The organism is Rhabdaerophilum calidifontis (assembly GCF_008641065.1).
Lineage (GTDB): Bacteria > Pseudomonadota > Alphaproteobacteria > Rhizobiales > Beijerinckiaceae > Rhabdaerophilum > Rhabdaerophilum calidifontis.
Window position 1 is genome coordinate 634,848 of record NZ_VTRS01000001.1, and the last position, 15,117, is coordinate 649,964.

Here is a 15,117-nt window from a genome sequence, read left to right on the forward strand (position 1 = left end):
ATTCGCGGCGATGGGCAGGATTGTCGGATTGGCGCTGGTGCTGGCCGCGTTCTTCGCCGGGGCGGGGCTCGTTCTCGGCGACAGGCTCGCGGAGCCCGGGACGGTGCCGGCTGCCGGGACGGTTGTGCAGGCTTCCGCGCCGGTCGTCGCCGGGTCGCGCGTCGTCGCGCTCCGGGGCGACAATCGCGGACATTTCCAGACGGATGCGCAGATCAACGGTCGCTTCGTGCGGGTGCTTGTCGATACCGGCGCCTCGATCGTGGTGCTCTCGGCGGAGGATGCGCGCGCCGCCGGGCTGGAAGCGCCGCGCGACGCCTATACCGCGCGGATGCAGACCGCGAACGGCGAGGTGCGGGCCGCACGGGTGCGGATCGCCGAATTGCGGCTGCAATCGATCGTCGTCCGCGATGTCGAGGCGGCGATCCTGCCGCCGGGGGCGCTGAAGGGCACGCTGCTCGGCATGAGCTTCCTCAAGCGGCTCGCCGGGTTCGAGATGCAGGGCGGCACGCTGGTTCTGAAACAATAGCCCGTGCGGGACGATTTTCGCCGTATCGGCGCGCGATGTTGTCGAATGTTCATGCCTTGCGCGCTATTCGGCGTGCATGTTCAACCGAACGGATCCCCCCATGACCGCCTTTCCGACGCCGCTCCCCGCGATCGCCCCCAACACGCGCGCCTTCGAGACCATTCCGCTCGTGAAGCCGACCGGCTTCCGCGAATACGATGCGCGCTGGTGGTTCGGGCATCCCGGCTCCGACAAGGCGCCCGAGATCAACCTGATGGGCATCCAGGCGCTCGGCATCGGCCTCGGCACCTTCCTCAAGGAGCGCGGTATCGAGCGGCGCGTCGTCGTCGGGCACGATTTCCGCGGCTATTCGGCCTCGATCAAGCTGGCGCTCGTCGCCGGGCTGATGGCATCCGGCTGCCAGGTGGTCGATATCGGGCTCGCGCTGTCGCCGATGGCCTATTTCGCGCAGTTCGCGCTCGACGTGCCGGCGGTGGCGATGGTTACGGCCTCGCATAACGACAATGGCTGGACCGGCGTGAAGATGGGCTGCCAGCGGCCGGTGACCTTCGGGCCGGACGAGATGGGCCGCCTCAAGGAGATCGTGCTCTCCGGCGCCTTCGCGCTCGATGGCGGCGGCGGATATACCTTCGTGGACAATCTCTATGACCTCTATTTCAAGGACCTGACCAACCGGCCGCGCATCACCCGCAAGCTCAAGGTGATCGCGGCCTGCGGCAACGGCACCGCCGGCGCCTTCGCGCCGCAGATCCTCGAGGCGCTGGGCTGCGAGGTGATCCCGCTCGATGTCGAACTCGATCACACCTTCCCGCGCTACAACCCGAACCCCGAGGACATGAAGATGCTCCATGCCATCGCCGAGGCGGTGAAGGCGCATGGCGCGGATGTCGGTCTCGGCTTCGACGGCGACGGTGATCGCTGCGGTGTGGTGGACAACGAGGGCAACGAGATCTTCGCCGACAAGATCGGCGTGATGCTCGCGCGCGATCTCTCGACGCTGCATCCCGGCTCGACCTTCGTGGTGGACGTGAAATCGACCGGATTGTTCGCGACCGATCCCGAGCTGATCCGCCTCGGCGCCCGGACCGATTTCTGGAAGACCGGCCATTCCTACATCAAGAAGCGGGTGAGCGAACTCAACGCGCTCGCCGGCTTCGAGAAGAGCGGCCATTTCTTCTTCAACGCCCCGGTCGGCCGCGGCTATGACGACGGGATCGTCACCGCCATCGCGGTGATCGACATGCTCGACCGCAACCCCGGCCGTTCGATGGCCGATCTCTATCGGGCCGTGCCGAAGACCTGGGGCTCGCCGACCATGAGTCCGCATTGTGATGACGAGATCAAATACGAGGTCGTTGCGCGGGTTGTGAAGCGCATCACCGACATGGCTGCGGCCGGCGAAACCATTACCGGGCAGCCGATCCGCGATGTCGTGACGGTGAACGGCGTGCGCGTCACCGCCGAGGACGGCACCTGGGGGCTCGTTCGCGCGTCCTCGAACAAGCCGGAACTCGTGGTCGTGGTCGAGAGCCCGGTCTCCGAGGCGCGCATGCGGGAGATGTTCGCGGCGATCGACGCCATCCTGCGCGAGAACCGCGAGGTCGGCGCCTATAACCAGACGATCTGAGCGCCATGCGCGGCTTCCGCCTTCTCGGCCGGATCCTGCGGCGCGGACCGTTTTACGCGATGCTCCTGCTCGCCGCCGGCCTCGGTCTCGCGTTTCTCGGCCTTTCGGCGGGTGCGACGGCGTTCGTCTTCCTCGCTTGCGGACTGGGGATCGCCGGCGGCGTGGTCGCCGCGCTGCGCGGTTCCCTGCCGGAGAATCCGGCCGAAGGGTCCTGGCTCGCGGATCTCGTCGAGGGGCTGGCCGCGTCCGATTCGGGTGACGGCAGTGGCGGCGATGGCGGCGGGGGTGATGGCGGCGGCGGGGGCGGCGATTAGACCCGGAAGCCGTACGCCCGCACTTCGGCTGCGAGGTCGGTTTCCGGCATGACGAGGATCGTCGCGAATCCCAATGCCGCTGCGGCCGCGACATTGGCGGCGCTGTCGTCCATGAACAGGCATTCCTCGGCGCGGCGGCCATAGCGGTCGAGAAAGAGCGTGAAGATCGCCGGATCCGGCTTGAGGAGTTGCTCGGCGGCGGAGACGACGATGCCGTCGAACGCGGTCAGGAACGGAAACCGCTCCTGCGTCTCCGCGAAGGTGTCGGCCGCGAAATTGGTGATCGCGTAGCAGGGGATGCCCTTCTCCCGCGCCGTTTCCAGCAGGCGGACATTGCGGTCCAGCGCGTGCGGAACCATGTCGTGCCATTCGGCGCGGAAGGCACGGATCAGCTCGGCCTTCTCGGGAAACAATGCGATGCGCTCGGCCTCGGCCTCGGCCCAGGGGCGTCCGCGATCCTGCTCGCGGTTCCAGTCCGGCGGCAAGATGTCGCGAAAGAAGGCCGCGCGTGCGGCAGGATCGGGGATCAGCCGGCGATAGAGCAGGTCCGGATCCCAATGGATCAGCACGTTGCCGACATCAAAAACCAGCGTGGAGAGCATCGCGGCGAACCCTTCTCTGTCCCGAATCGAGGCGCAAGCCTTGTTCCCGAATGACACAAACGCATGACGGAGAGGGGCGGAATTCCGCCAAGAGACGGATATTCGCATGCGTGAATACACTTTATGATTGTATTTCAATATCTTGCTGGTTGCGATCAGGGTGATTCCACCCCATGATGGTTGTATGGCACGAGGATTGTCTGGTGAGAGTTCCGACAACGCTCCGAGAACGATGGGAGAACACAATTCCCGTGGGTGGCCCCGACAATCAGGACTCGTCGCGGTCGCCTGTTGCTGCCTGCTGAGGTGATCCTCCGTGCTGCCAGACCGCCCCTTCATCGAAATCATCCACCAGGATCTCCTCACGCGCGCGGAGTGCCAGATCGCGCTCGAGGTTTCCAGGCTCGCCGGCGGGATCCGGGTGGCCGAGGATTTCGCGCCAGGGCCGACGGAGCGCGGCGCGCCGGCGCCGGACATGGTGATCGCCGGGATCAGCGCCGATCCGCCGCGCCTGATCCGGGCACTCAAGCGTGAATTGCGCGCGCGGCCGGAGCGGCGGGCCATCGTGCTGCTGACGCTCGATGAGCTCGGCGTGCTGCCGCTGCTGGTGCGGGCAGGGGTGCGGGGGTTCGTGCTCGACGATCACGCCGCCGCCGATATCGTGCCGGCGGTGCGTGCCGTCGCGAGCGGCGGCGCCTTCCTCACCGCGCGCCTGCTCCAGGCTTGCGCGGGTGCGCCGGGGCGCGAGCGGCGCGGGCAGGGCGAATTGGCGCTGACCCTGCGCGAGCAGGAGGTGCTCGGCCTGATCGCGGCCGGGCTCAGCAGCAAGGCCATCGCCCGCCGGCTCGATCTCAGCGTGCGCACGATCGAGACGCACCGGCTCAACATCCGCAAGAAGACCGGTGCGCGCGACCGGCGCGACCTTGTCCGCATTGCCGGGCGGTTTGGCCTGGCCGTGCGGTTCGGAAGGCAGGACGGCTTCCCGTTGCCCGAGAGCCCGGCGTCGCCCGGCTTCCACGAGGAATAACCGCGCCGGGTTTCAGCATTTCTGAAGCTCTTCATGCCATGCTCGGGCGTTTTTCGGGTTCCGGATGGATCAGTCATGCGTCGCGCCACCGGGTTTCGTCTGTTACCGGGCCTTCTGCCGCTCTTCGTGGCCCTATCGGCCGCCATGCCGGTTGCGGCCGCGGGGCCGGCGGTCGGCGCGATCGATCCCGAGCCGGGCTCGGCGCTGCTCGGTGATCTCCTCGACCGCGAGGACGCTGCACGGCGCCAGCCTGCATCCGCCGCGCCGCCGCGCGCTGTCCGCACCGAGCCGCGCATCCCGCGCGGCGCGACCATTGTTCTGCTGCCGGGCCGGCGGCTGCGTCTGCGCTGAAGCTCAACCGCCTGCCATCGCGAGCATGATCTTGCCCATATGCCGCGAGGATTCCATGCGCTCATGCGCGGCGCGCGCCTCGGCGAGCGGGAAGACCCGGTCGATGCGCGGCCGGACCGCGCCGGCCGCGACGAGGGGCCAGACATCGCGCCGCACCGCATCGGCCACGGCCTGCTTCTCGGCGAGCGTGCGCGGGCGCAATGTCGAGCCGGTGATCGTCTGACGCCGGACCATCAGGAAACGGAAATCGATCTCGGCCACGGATCCGCGCAGGAAGGCGATCTGCACGAGGCGGCCCTCGATGGCGAGGCAGCGGAGATTGCGGGCGATGTAATCGCCGCCCACCATGTCGAGGATGAGGTCGGCGCCGCGCCCCCCGGTCTCGGCCCGCACCACGGCGACGAAATCCTCGCCGTTGTAATCGATCGCGCGGTCGGCGCCGAGATCGCGGCAGAACCCGGTCTTGCCGGCGCTGGCGGTGGCCAGCACCCGCGCGCCCAGCGCTTTCGCGAGCTGGATGGCGATGGAGCCGATGCCGCTCGCGCCGCCATGGATCAGGATGGTCTCGCCCCGCGCGAGGCGGCCGCGCGTGACGATGTTGTCATACACGGTCAGCACGTTCTCGGGCAGGGCGGCCGCCTCGAGCAGCCCGAGTCCTTCGGGAATGGGCATCGCGAGCGGCGCCTCGACGAGGCAGAATTCGGCATAGCCGCCGCCGGCGACGAGCGCGGTCAACCGGTCGCCCGGGCGCCAGCCCTCCACCCCGTCGCCGAGCGCGGCGACGGTTCCCGCGACCTCCAGGCCGGGGATTTCCGGCGCGCCGGGCGGTGGCGGATAGGCGCCGGCGCGTTGCAGGCAATCCGGCCGGTTGACCCCGGCATAGGCGACCTTCAGCAGGATCTGCCCCGGCCCCGGTCGGGGGACGGGCGCGCTCCCGAGGGCGATGACCTCCGGGCCGCCCGGCGCGGTGAAGCGGATCTGCTGCATCAGGGCGGGGAGAGGCATCGGGAACTCCGCTTCCGGGGCCGGCATCGATTGCCGAAATGGCAGCAAGCTGGAATAGGATGCGACCCCGGCAAGGTCAAACGGGATCGCGCGGATGAACGGCAGGATGGCGGATGAGATGCAGGCGGCGGGGCGGCTCCCCTCCGGGTTTCTCGATGCGGCGCGGGCGATCCTGCCCGAGGATGGCATGCTTACGACGCCGGATCGTATCCGCCCCTATCTCGTCGAGGCACGCGGGCTGATCGAGGGCGAGGCCGGGGCGGTGTTCCGGCCCCGCAACACGGATGAGGTGGCGGCGCTGATGCGGCTCGCGCGGGCGCATCGCGTTCCGGTCGTCGCACTCGGCGGCCGCACGGGGCTCACGGGCGGCGGCGTGCCCTTCGGCGGCATCGTGCTCTCGCTCGAACGGATGAACCGGATCGGGGTGGTCGACGCGGCCAACGCGACGCTGCGGGTCGAGGCCGGCGCAGTGCTCCAGAACGTGCAGGAGGCGGCACGGGCGGCGGGCTTCCTGTTCCCGCTCTCGCTCGCCTCGGAAGGCTCGTGCACGATCGGCGGCAATATCGCCACCAATGCCGGCGGGACGGCGGTGCTGCGCTACGGCAATATGCGCGACCTGGTGCTGGGCATCGAGGCGGTCTTGCCGGACGGGCAGGTTCTCGACGTGCTTTCGGGGCTCCGCAAGGACAATGCCGGCTATGATCTCAAGCATCTCTTCATCGGTTCGGAGGGCACGCTCGGCATCGTCACGGCGGCGGTGCTGAAGCTGTTCCCGCTGCCGCGCGCCCGCGCGACGGCCTTCATCGCGGCGGCGGATCCCGGCGCGGTGGTGGCGCTGTTCGAGCGGCTGCGCGCAGCGGCGGGCGAAAGGCTGACCACGTTCGAGATCCTGCCGCGCTTCGCACTCGAGATCGTGCTCCGGCACGCGCCCGGCAGCCGCGATCCGCTCGGCGCGCCCGCGCCCTGGTATGCGCTCGCGGAGTTGACCTCACCGGAGGCCGGGGCGATACTCGACGAGCAACTGACCGAGGTGCTCGGCGCGGCGCTGGAGGCGGGGCTGGTGCTCGATGCTGCGCTCGCGGCGAGCCAGCGCGAGGCGGGGGATTTCTGGCGCATCCGCGAGGCGGTGTCGGAATGCCAGCGCCATGAGGGCGGCTCGATCAAGCATGACGTCTCGGTGCCGATCTCGCGCGTTGCCGATTTCATGGTCGAGACGATCGCCGCCTGCGAAGCGGCGATGCCGGGCATCCGCCCTTGCGCCTTCGGTCATATCGGCGACGGCAATATCCATTTCAATCTCAGCCAGCCGCCGGGCATGGACAAGGCGGCCTTCCTCGCCGAATGGCATCGCTTCAACCGGATCGTCCATGACGCGGTGCATGCGCGCGGCGGCTCCATCGCGGCCGAACACGGCGTTGGGCTGATCAAGCGCGATGAATTGCCGCGCTACAAGGACCCTGCGGCACTGGCCCTGATGGCGGTGATCAAGCGGGCGGTCGACCCGCTCAACCTGCTCAATCCGGGCAAGGTGGTGCGGATCGATGCGGGAAGCCCGGTTTTCGATCCCGCCGCGGGCGGCGCGGGAAATTCGGGCTGAAATGACCGCTACCCGTTCAGGGTGCTTGCGGGTTTCGATCGCTTCCGGGACACTTGCGCCGGCTCTGCCCAGGCGGGGCGCGAAAGACAAGACGGGATGCGGATATCCGGGAGGATTGGATGAGCGGCGTGGAGATTTTCAGGCATATCCGGCGGCGCGCGGCGCTGGCGCTGGGCGCGGCGGCGCTGGTTCTCGCAGGCACGGGAGCGGCCGGGGCCTTCCCCACCAAACCGGTCACGATCATCGTGCCCTTCGCGGCCGGGGGGCCGAGCGACACGATCGCGCGGCTTTTCGCCGCCTCCATGGGGCAGACATTGGGCGGGCAGGTCATCGTCGAGAATGTCGCCGGCGCCGGCTCGACGATCGGCATCGGCCGGGTGGCGAAGGCCGCGCCGGACGGGCATACCCTTCTCGTCTCGCATATCAGCCACGCCACGACCGCGAGCCTCTACAAGACGCTGACCTACGATCCGGTCGGCGATTTCGCGCCGGTGGGCATGATGACCGACGGCGCCTTCGTCCTGGTTTCGCGGAAGGATTTCCCGGCCGGCTCGGTGGCGGAGCTGTTCCAGAAGATCAAGGCCGGTGGCGAGAAGATCTCCTATGCCCATGCCGGGGTCGGCTCCGGCTCGCATCTCTGCGGGCTGATGATCCAGAACGCGCTCGGCGCCCGGATGAACGAGATCCCCTATCGCGGCACCGGCCCGGCGCTCAGCGATATCGTGTCCGGGAAGGTCGATCTCCTCTGCGATCAGATCACCTCGGCGCTGCCGCAGATCCAGGGTGGCTCGGTCAAGGCCCATGCCGTGACCTCGAAAGCCCCGGTCGCGGCGCTGAAGCTGCCGACGGTCGCGGAATCCGGAATCAAGGATTTCGAGATCACCATCTGGCACGGGCTCTATGCGCCGAAGGGCACGCCGGCGGATGTGATCGCCAAGCTCAACGGTGCGCTCAAGGCCGCGCTCAAGGATCCGACGATCCTCAAGCGCCTCGACACGCTCTCCACCATCGCCGCCACCGAGAAGCAGGCGAACCCGGATTTCCTCCGCCAGCGGCTCGTCGCGGAGATCGCGAACTGGAAGGGCATCATCGAGAAGGCCGGCATCAAGGCCGAATAACGCGCCTTGCGCTGGAACCGGGCGGGCCGTTCGGCCTGCCCGGTTCAGGTCAGGACATGCCCGGGTCAGGACATGCCCATGTAGCGGCCGGGGCGGTGGTTGATCGCCAGGGTGAGGTTGACCACCGCCGCGCCGAGAACCGAGAGCAGGATGTTCCGCGGTTCGAGCAGGAAGAAGGCGCCGGCGAAGATCGCGAGGTCGAGCCCGAGCTGGAAATAGCCGGCGCGGATGCCCCAGCGCTCCTGGAGATGCATCGCGACGATATTGACGGCGCCGAGTGCGGTGCGGTGCCGGAACAGCATCAGCAGCCCGACCCCCATCAGCCCGCCGCCGACCAGCGTCGCGAAGAGCGGGTCGAGCCGCGCGAACGCGACCCAGCGCGGCACCAGCGCCGTGAATACCGCCACGAGGCTCACCGCTGCGAAGGTGCGCAGGGCGAAGCCGATCCCCATCCGATGCGCGGCCAGCAGGTAGAAGGGCAGGTTCAGGGCCGAGAAAACCAGCCAGAACCCCGTTCCGGTCGCGTGGTGGAGGAGGAGCGCCAGGCCGGCGGTGCCGCCCGTGACAAGCACCGCCTCCGTATACATCACCAGCCCGAACGCAACGAAGAGCGTGGCCATCAGGATGGCCAGCGCATCCTCGTAGAGCGCGTGCCGGACGACGTCGCCGGCCCGGGACGCGGCCTCGCTCACGCGATGCCGCCCAGGCAGACGTATTTCACGTCCATGTAATCGTCGAGGCCGTAGCGCGAGCCCTCGCGGCCGATGCCCGATTCCTTGACGCCGCCGAAGGGCGCGACCTCGGTGGTGATTAGCCCCTCGTTGACGCCGACCATGCCGTATTTCAGCGCCTCGGCGACGCGGAAGGCGCGGGCGAGGTCGCGGGTGTAGAAATAGGCGGCGAGGCCGTATTCGGTGGCGTTCGCCCAGCCGACGACCTCCTCCTCGGTCTCGAAGCGGAAGATCGGCGCCAGCGGTCCGAAGGTCTCCTCGGTGGCAACGCGCATCGTCTGCGTCACGCCCTTGACGACCGTCGGCTCGAAGAAATTGCCGCCGAGCGCGTGGCGGCCGCCGCCGGTGACGATCGTCGCGCCCTTGCCGGTGGCGTCGGCGAGATGGGCCTCGACCTTGGCAAGGGCGCGCTGATCGATCAGCGGGCCGAGCTGGACGCCGGCCTCGAACCCGTTGCCGACCTTCACGGTCGCCACTGCCGCCGCCAGCCGCTCGGCGAAGGTGTCATGGATGCCGGCCTGCACGTAGAACCGGTTGGTGCACACGCAGGTCTGGCCGGCATTGCGGTATTTGGCGAGCATCGCCCCCTCGACCGCGCGGTCGAGATCGGCGTCGTCGAACACGATGAAGGGCGCGTTGCCGCCGAGTTCCATCGAGACGCGCTTCATCGTCGGCGCGCTCTGCGCCGCGAGCAGCTTGCCGACCGGGGTGGAGCCGGTAAAGGTGATCTTGCGCACCAGCGGGTTGCCGGTCAGCTCTGCGCCGATCGCCGGCGCCTCGCCGGTGACGATGTTGACCACGCCGGCCGGGATGCCGGCCTTCTCGCAGAGCAGGCCCCAGGCCAGGCCCGAATAGGGCGTCAGATCCGCCGGCTTGACGACGATCGTGCAGCCGGCCGCGAGCGCGGCGCCGAGCTTGCGCGCGATCATCGAGGACGGGAAGTTCCAGGGCGTGATCGCGCCGACGACCCCGACCGGCTCCTTGGTCACGAGGATGCGCCGGTCGCCCCAGGGCGAGGGGATCACGTCGCCATAGGCGCGGCGGGCCTCCTCCGCGAACCATTGGACATAGGCGGCCGAGCCGCCGACCTCGCCGCGCGCCTCCGCGAGCGGCTTGCCCTGTTCCATCGTCAGAAGCGTGGCGAGCGCCTCGGTATTGTCGCGGATGAGTTGCGCGAGCTTCATGAGCAGCGCGCTCCGCTCGGCGGCGGTCTTCTTCCGCCAGGCAGGGAAGGCGGCATGGGCGGCCTCGATGGCGCGCCGCGTCTCGGCGGCGCCGCAATTCGGCACGGTGCCGAGCACGTCGCCGGTTGCCGGATCGGTGACACGGATCGTGCCGCCGCCATCGGCCGCGACCCATTCGCCGCCGATGAAATTCTTCTCCTGCCTGAATTCGAGCTTGGTCAGCATGGCATACTCCAGCATGGGGCGACCGGCCGGGCCGGCGCCGTTTTGCTCCCCTGCCGGTTGCTATCGCATATCGCGATCCGCAGGGCAGCAGGGCGCGGCAAATATTTCGGTTACCCGGAGGTGCCGATCTCGGGGCGTCCCGCGCTCAGAGCGCCTCGATCTCGGCGCGCAGGGCCGGCGCGATCGCGAGCCCCTCGGCCTTTGCCTTCGCCCGCAGCGCGATCCGCCGTGCGCCGGGCAGGCGGGCACCCTCCTGGCTTCGGATCTGCTCGGCGAGGCGCCGGAAATGCTGCAATGCACCCTTGCCGCCGATCATCGCGGGATCGAGGGCAATGAGCAGCTGGCCGGTGCCGGGGGGTGCCCCTCGATCGTCGAGGAAGGAGGAGGCGTCGGCGGCGTAATTGGCGCCGGTGAGGCCCGCCGCGAGCAATTCGACCATCAGCGCGAGCGCCGTGCCCTTGGCGTCCCCCAGCGGGAGCATCGTGCCGGCGAGTGCGGCGGCCGCGTCGGTGGTGGGGCGGCCGTCGCGGTCGAGCGCCCAGCCCTCGGGGATCGCCTCGCCCTTCTGCCGGGCGGCGAGGATATTGCCGCGCGCGACCTTCGACAGCGAGAGATCGACGACGATCGGCGCCTCGTCCGGCAGCGGGCAGGCGAAGGCGATCGGGTTGGTGCCGAACACCCCGGTCCGTCCGCCCCAGGGCGCCATGGCGGCCGGGGTATTGGCAAAGAGCAGCGCGACGAGCCCCCTATCGGCCAGCCGTTCCACGGGATGGCCGGCGACGCCGCAATGATGCGAGCGCGTGATCGCCGCGCAGGCGATGCCCATGATCGGCGCGGCCTCGGCCAGGGCGGCCTCGGCGGCGGCGAGGGCGGGATAGGCAAACCCGTGGCGGGCATCGATCCGCGCCAGGGCCGGGCTCACATGCGTGACCGAGGGTTCGGCGAAGCCGTCGATCTTGCCGGCCCGCGCCTGCGCGGCGTAGCTCGTGACGCGCGAGAAACCGTGTCCGCGGAGCCCGTCCGCCTCGGCGGCGACGAGCGCCCGCGCGACCAGGGCGGCGTTGGCCGGGCTCGTCCGGCACCGTTCGAGCGCGCCGGCAACCAGCGCCTCGGCCTCGGCGAGGGAGAGCGTGTTGGCGGACATGCTCAGTGCCCTCCGTCGAGGGCGGCGAGAACCTTGTCCGCGATCAGCGTCGAGACGCGGATATTCGATTCCGCCGTCACGCCGGCGATATGCGGGGTCAGGATCAGGTTGGGGCAATCCCGGAAGATCGCCGCCCGCGCCGCCGTCAGCGGCTCCTCCTCGAACACATCGAGCGCCGCGCCGGCGAGCCGGCCGTCCTTTAGCGCCAGGGCCAGAGCCGCCTCGTCGACGATGCCGCCGCGCGCGGCGTTGAGCAGCACCGCATCCTTCCGCATGCGCCGCAGCCGCAGATCGTCGATCAGATGGCGGGTGCCGTCGGTGAGCGGCACATGGAGCGACACGACATCCGCCTCGCGCAGCAGGGGTTCGAGCCCGTGCGGGCGGGCGAGCGCCCAGGCGGGGTCGCCATCCTTCACGAATGGATCATGCGCCATCACGTCCATGCCGAGAGCGCGGGCGCGCCGGGCCACCTCGCGGGCGATGGCGCCGAAGCCGACGAGCCCCATCACGCGGCCGGAGAGTTCGCGGCCCATCAGGCGGTTGCGCGGCCATTCGCCGGCGATCACCGCATCGGTCGCGTGATAGGCGCCGCGCAGCAGCAGCAGCGCCGAGGTGATCACCCATTCGGCGACGGAAAGATCGTTCGCGCCGGTGGCCGGAACGACCGGTAGCCGCCGTGCCGCGCAGGCGTCCGTGTCGATATTGTCGAGCCCGACGCCGAGCCGGCCGACGATTTCCAGCCGTGCGCCGGCTGCCAGAACCGCTCCGCGCACCTGGGTGCGGTTGCGCACGATCAGCGCCCGCGCCTCCGGCAGCAGCGCCAGCAGGCGGGGCATATCGTCCACGAGCCGGGGATCATAGAGCGTGTCGTGCCGGGCCGCGAGGCGCGCCACCGCGGCCTCGTCCATGAATTCGGTGATGATGATCGCGGGCATGGCGCCCTCCTCCGGATGGGGTCAGCGCAGCAGGATCAGCCCGCCGGTGCCGACGACGAGAATGAGCAGGGCGCCGCCAAGGAAGACCGCGACATGGCGCCAGCCGATCGCCAGGATCTGGCCGATCGAGGTGCCGAGCCCGAGCGCCGCGATGGCGATCAGCAGGCCCCAATGCGAGGCCTGGCCGAGAATGGCCTTGATCGCGGCATAGGGCGCGGCGAGCGGCGTCGCGGGCAGCACGGAATTGACGAGGCAGAGCCCGAGGAACACGATCGCGAAGATTGGTGCCGGCACCTTGGCCGTACCCGTCGTCTCGCCCTGCCGTGTGAACCACCAGCCGATGGCCAGCACCGCCGGCAGCAGCAGGAAGACCCGGAACAGCTTCACCACCACCGCCGCGTTGCCGACCGGCTCCGAGACGGCATAGCCCGCGCCGACGACCTGGGCCATGTCCTGGATGGTGATGCCGAGCATCAGCCCTGTGGCGGCATCGTCGAAGCCGAGCCAGCGGCAAAGCGGCGGATAGGCCAGCATCACGACGGTCGAAATGGCGTTGGCCATCACCACCGTGAAGGCGATATCCGCGCCCTTGCCCCGGTATTCCGGCACGACGGTGGCCGTGGCGAGCGTGGCCGAGGCGCCGCAGACCGCGTTTGCCGCGCCGGCCAGCGCGCCGAACCCGCTCTCGCGGCCGAGCAGGCGCGCGATGAGCACCGTTCCGGCGATCGTCGCCGCCATCGCCCCCACCACCAGCACCACCGTGCCGGCGCCGAGCGCGAGGATGTCGCCGAGCGCGATCCGCAGGCCGAGCAGCGCGATGGCGTAGCGCAGGAGCTTCTTCACGGCATAGGCGATGCCGGGCTCGAAGCCCGGCCGCACCGCGAATCCGTGCAGCAGGATGCCGATCACCAGCGCCACGACCATGGCGGGCAGGGCGAGCCGTCCGCCGGTCGCGGATTTCAGCAGCGGCGCCGCCCCCTCGGCGGCGAGCGCCACCGCGAAGGCCAGGAGCAATCCGGGAGCCAGGGCGCGCAGCGCCCCTCCGGCTCCGATGGAGGCGCCGCCCGCCATGGGTTCAGGCCGAGCGGTAGAGCTTCGTCATCACGAATTCGCGGTGGCCGAGCGCTTCCGCGGCGGTGAGGCGGCCATTCGCCGTGCGGATAACGGTCTCGATCAGCGCGTCGCCCGCCTCGGGGATGGTCATGTCGCGGCGCAGGATGCCGGACACGTCGAGATCGATATGCTCGGGCATGGTACGCATCGTCTTCGGATTGCCGGTGATCTTGATCACGGGCACGATCGGGTTGCCGATCACGTTGCCCTGGCCGGTTGGGAAGGTGTGGACGACATAGCCGCCCGCCGCCATCAGCGTCACGCATTCGGCCGCCGCCGAAGAGGTGTCCATGAAATAGAGCCCCGGCCCCTTCGCCGGCGTTTCGGCGGGTTCGAGGATGTCGATATACCGACATTCCCGGCCGATCTTCTCGAGATTGCCCAGCGCCTTTTCCTCGATCGTCGTCAGCCCGCCGGCGATATTGCCCTTTGTGGGCTGGCTGTCCGAGAGGTCGGAAGTCTTGTGCGCCTCGATCACCTCGTCCTGGTAGGCCTTCCACATCCTGTACCAGCGTTCGCCAAGCTCTGGCGTGGCGGCGCGGGCCTTGCACAGATGCTCGGCGCCGGTGATCTCGGAGGTTTCTCCGAACACGCCGTAAATGCCCTTGGGGATCAGCTTGTCATACATGTTGCCCACGGTCGGGCAGGAGGAGAGACCCGTGGTCGTGTCGCTCTCGCCGCATTTGGTCGAGACCCAGAGATCGGAGATCGGGCATTTCTCGCGCCGCAATTCGGAGGCCCATTGGACGAATTCCTTCGCGACATAGGAGGCTTTCGCGATCACTGCGATGTCGCCATGCCCCTCGATCCCGAAGCCGACCACGGGCTTTCCGGTCCTGGCGATGCCATCCACCACGATCTTCGTCCAGGCGTCCTCGATGCCGATCACCACCACGGCAGCGACATTGGGGTTCGAGCCGATGCCGATCAATGTGCGGAAATGCAGATCGAGATCGGCGCCGAATTGCAGCCGGCCATAGGCATGCGGCAAGGCCAGCGTGCCCTTGATGTTGTTGGCGACGGCTTCGCAGGCCGCGTTGGAGAGATCGTCGAGCGGCAGCAGCACGACATGATTGCGCACGCCGACGCGGCCGTTCTCGCGGCGCCAGCCCAGGAAGGACTCGGTGCCTCCGCGGGCCTTCTTCGCCAGCGGGGCCTTGAAGGCGGGCGCCTCGATGCGGCGGCCCTTCACATGCTTCAGGCGGTTGGTGTTGAGGTCGAAATTGGCGACGATCGGAGCGCTGGCCATGGTCAATTGCCTCGCGAGGGGTGAAAGGGGCGGATGATGGAGGGGCAGGGGCGGCGCGGCGCTCACCAGCGCTTGGTCTTCACGTTGTGAACGTGAACATGCTCGCCCTTGGCGATATCGGCCTTGGCAATGCCGATGTCCTGGCCGTATTTCCAGATCGTGTCGCCCTTCTTGATGTCCGTGAGCGCAACCTTGTGGCCGATCGGGATATCGGCCTTGGCGGTGATGCGGAAATCCTTGTTGTCATGCGTCACGACCGCCAGCATGTCCGTGCCGGCCTTGAGATTCTCGACGACGACGACGCCAACGGTATCCTTGTGCTCATGCACGAGCAGATGGGGTGCGGACATGCTTCATTCCTCGGCTGTG

Annotated in this window: 16 protein-coding genes; 7 read left to right on the forward strand and 9 right to left on the reverse strand. The window is 68.8% G+C overall.

The annotated features are described in order from the left end of the window. Positions 1 to 10 precede the first annotated feature (10 nt). The 3 genes from FWJ24_RS03055 to FWJ24_RS03065 all read left to right on the forward strand — a co-directional run bounded on the left by FWJ24_RS03055 (position 11) and on the right by FWJ24_RS03065 (position 2,467). Positions 11 to 526 (forward strand): retropepsin-like aspartic protease family protein, encoded by a 516-nt coding sequence (locus FWJ24_RS03055; protein ID WP_150286287.1) that lies wholly within the window; start codon positions 11 to 13, stop codon positions 524 to 526. A 100-nt stretch (positions 527 to 626) separates the two neighbouring features. Further along, the gene (locus FWJ24_RS03060) at positions 627 to 2,153 is read left to right on the forward strand and encodes a phosphomannomutase/phosphoglucomutase (protein ID WP_150286288.1); all 1,527 of its coding nucleotides are present in this window, start codon (positions 627 to 629) and stop codon (positions 2,151 to 2,153) included. 5 nt (positions 2,154 to 2,158) lie between these two features. Continuing rightward, positions 2,159 to 2,467: a hypothetical protein gene (locus FWJ24_RS03065; RefSeq protein WP_150286289.1), complete on the forward strand. Its 309-nt coding sequence runs from the start codon at positions 2,159 to 2,161 to the stop codon at positions 2,465 to 2,467. Here FWJ24_RS03065 and FWJ24_RS03070 read toward each other — a convergent pair. Then, a complete protein-coding gene (locus FWJ24_RS03070) occupies positions 2,464 to 3,069 on the reverse strand; it encodes an HAD-IA family hydrolase (protein WP_150286290.1) in 606 nt (201 codons plus the stop codon). The two genes, FWJ24_RS03065 and FWJ24_RS03070, sit on opposite strands and share 4 nt — an antisense overlap. A 316-nt stretch (positions 3,070 to 3,385) precedes the next feature. Here FWJ24_RS03070 and FWJ24_RS03075 point away from each other — a divergent pair, with 316 nt between their 5' ends. Together FWJ24_RS03075 and FWJ24_RS03080 are read left to right on the forward strand one after the other, a co-directional pair. Then, on the forward strand, positions 3,386 to 4,096 hold the full coding sequence (locus tag FWJ24_RS03075; protein ID WP_150286291.1) for a response regulator transcription factor: 711 nt from the start codon (positions 3,386 to 3,388) through the stop codon (positions 4,094 to 4,096). 75 nt (positions 4,097 to 4,171) lie between these two features. Then, positions 4,172 to 4,447, forward strand: coding sequence for a hypothetical protein (locus tag FWJ24_RS03080; protein ID WP_150286292.1), 276 nt, complete (start codon positions 4,172 to 4,174; stop codon positions 4,445 to 4,447). A 3-nt stretch (positions 4,448 to 4,450) separates the two neighbouring features. Here FWJ24_RS03080 and FWJ24_RS03085 read toward each other — a convergent pair whose 3' ends face one another. Then, on the reverse strand, positions 4,451 to 5,452 hold the full coding sequence (locus FWJ24_RS03085) for an NAD(P)H-quinone oxidoreductase (RefSeq protein ID WP_150286293.1): 1,002 nt from the start codon (positions 5,450 to 5,452) through the stop codon (positions 4,451 to 4,453). Between the two features lie 106 nt (positions 5,453 to 5,558). On the opposite strand from FWJ24_RS03085, the gene FWJ24_RS03090 reads away from it, so the two are divergent. Together FWJ24_RS03090 and FWJ24_RS03095 are read left to right on the forward strand one after the other, a co-directional pair. Then, positions 5,559 to 7,049 (forward strand): FAD-binding oxidoreductase, encoded by a 1,491-nt coding sequence (locus FWJ24_RS03090; protein WP_425468886.1) that lies wholly within the window; start codon positions 5,559 to 5,561, stop codon positions 7,047 to 7,049. Between the two features lie 119 nt (positions 7,050 to 7,168). Further along, on the forward strand, positions 7,169 to 8,167 hold the full coding sequence (locus FWJ24_RS03095) for a tripartite tricarboxylate transporter substrate-binding protein (protein WP_150286294.1): 999 nt from the start codon (positions 7,169 to 7,171) through the stop codon (positions 8,165 to 8,167). 65 nt (positions 8,168 to 8,232) lie between these two features. On the opposite strand, the gene FWJ24_RS03100 is transcribed toward FWJ24_RS03095, so the two are convergent. The 7 genes from FWJ24_RS03100 to FWJ24_RS03130 all read right to left on the reverse strand — a co-directional run bounded on the left by FWJ24_RS03100 (position 8,233) and on the right by FWJ24_RS03130 (position 15,098). Beyond that, positions 8,233 to 8,787: a YitT family protein gene (locus FWJ24_RS03100; RefSeq protein WP_150286644.1), complete on the reverse strand. Its 555-nt coding sequence runs from the start codon at positions 8,785 to 8,787 to the stop codon at positions 8,233 to 8,235. A 68-nt stretch (positions 8,788 to 8,855) separates the two neighbouring features. Next, positions 8,856 to 10,307: an NAD-dependent succinate-semialdehyde dehydrogenase gene (locus FWJ24_RS03105; RefSeq protein WP_150286295.1), complete on the reverse strand. Its 1,452-nt coding sequence runs from the start codon at positions 10,305 to 10,307 to the stop codon at positions 8,856 to 8,858. A gap of 145 nt (positions 10,308 to 10,452) precedes the next feature. After that, complete coding sequence (locus FWJ24_RS03110) at positions 10,453 to 11,451, reverse strand: Ldh family oxidoreductase (RefSeq protein WP_150286296.1); 999 nt, start codon at positions 11,449 to 11,451, stop codon at positions 10,453 to 10,455. Between the two features lie 2 nt (positions 11,452 to 11,453). After that, a complete protein-coding gene (locus FWJ24_RS03115) occupies positions 11,454 to 12,386 on the reverse strand; it encodes a hydroxyacid dehydrogenase (protein ID WP_150286297.1) in 933 nt (310 codons plus the stop codon). Between the two features lie 21 nt (positions 12,387 to 12,407). Next, positions 12,408 to 13,400, reverse strand: a complete 993-nt coding sequence (locus FWJ24_RS03120) for a YeiH family protein (RefSeq protein WP_246155484.1) — start codon at positions 13,398 to 13,400, stop codon at positions 12,408 to 12,410. Positions 13,401 to 13,461: 61 nt separating this feature from the next. Further along, positions 13,462 to 14,748 (reverse strand): UxaA family hydrolase, encoded by a 1,287-nt coding sequence (locus tag FWJ24_RS03125; protein WP_150286299.1) that lies wholly within the window; start codon positions 14,746 to 14,748, stop codon positions 13,462 to 13,464. Positions 14,749 to 14,810: 62 nt separating this feature from the next. Then, a complete protein-coding gene (locus FWJ24_RS03130; RefSeq protein ID WP_150286300.1) occupies positions 14,811 to 15,098 on the reverse strand; it encodes a UxaA family hydrolase in 288 nt (95 codons plus the stop codon). Between the last annotated feature and the right edge of the window lie 19 nt (positions 15,099 to 15,117).

Bases quoted from the DNA above. Each gene is read 5' to 3' on its own strand.
- FWJ24_RS03055 (WP_150286287.1), top strand. From the start codon at position 11: ATGGGCAGGATTGTCGGATTGGCGCTGGTGCTGGCCGCGTTCTTCGCC.
- FWJ24_RS03060 (WP_150286288.1), top strand. From the start codon at position 627: ATGACCGCCTTTCCGACGCCGCTCCCCGCGATCGCCCCCAACACGCGC.
- FWJ24_RS03065 (WP_150286289.1), top strand. From the start codon at position 2,159: ATGCGCGGCTTCCGCCTTCTCGGCCGGATCCTGCGGCGCGGACCGTTT.
- FWJ24_RS03070 (WP_150286290.1), bottom strand. From the start codon at position 3,069: ATGCTCTCCACGCTGGTTTTTGATGTCGGCAACGTGCTGATCCATTGG.
- FWJ24_RS03080 (WP_150286292.1), top strand. From the start codon at position 4,172: ATGCGTCGCGCCACCGGGTTTCGTCTGTTACCGGGCCTTCTGCCGCTC.
- FWJ24_RS03085 (WP_150286293.1), bottom strand. From the start codon at position 5,452: ATGCCTCTCCCCGCCCTGATGCAGCAGATCCGCTTCACCGCGCCGGGC.
- FWJ24_RS03090 (WP_425468886.1), top strand. From the start codon at position 5,559: ATGGCGGATGAGATGCAGGCGGCGGGGCGGCTCCCCTCCGGGTTTCTC.
- FWJ24_RS03095 (WP_150286294.1), top strand. From the start codon at position 7,169: ATGAGCGGCGTGGAGATTTTCAGGCATATCCGGCGGCGCGCGGCGCTG.
- FWJ24_RS03100 (WP_150286644.1), bottom strand. From the start codon at position 8,787: ATGGCCACGCTCTTCGTTGCGTTCGGGCTGGTGATGTATACGGAGGCG.
- FWJ24_RS03105 (WP_150286295.1), bottom strand. From the start codon at position 10,307: ATGCTGACCAAGCTCGAATTCAGGCAGGAGAAGAATTTCATCGGCGGC.
- FWJ24_RS03110 (WP_150286296.1), bottom strand. From the start codon at position 11,451: ATGTCCGCCAACACGCTCTCCCTCGCCGAGGCCGAGGCGCTGGTTGCC.
- FWJ24_RS03115 (WP_150286297.1), bottom strand. From the start codon at position 12,386: ATGCCCGCGATCATCATCACCGAATTCATGGACGAGGCCGCGGTGGCG.
- FWJ24_RS03125 (WP_150286299.1), bottom strand. From the start codon at position 14,748: ATGGCCAGCGCTCCGATCGTCGCCAATTTCGACCTCAACACCAACCGC.
- FWJ24_RS03130 (WP_150286300.1), bottom strand. From the start codon at position 15,098: ATGTCCGCACCCCATCTGCTCGTGCATGAGCACAAGGATACCGTTGGC.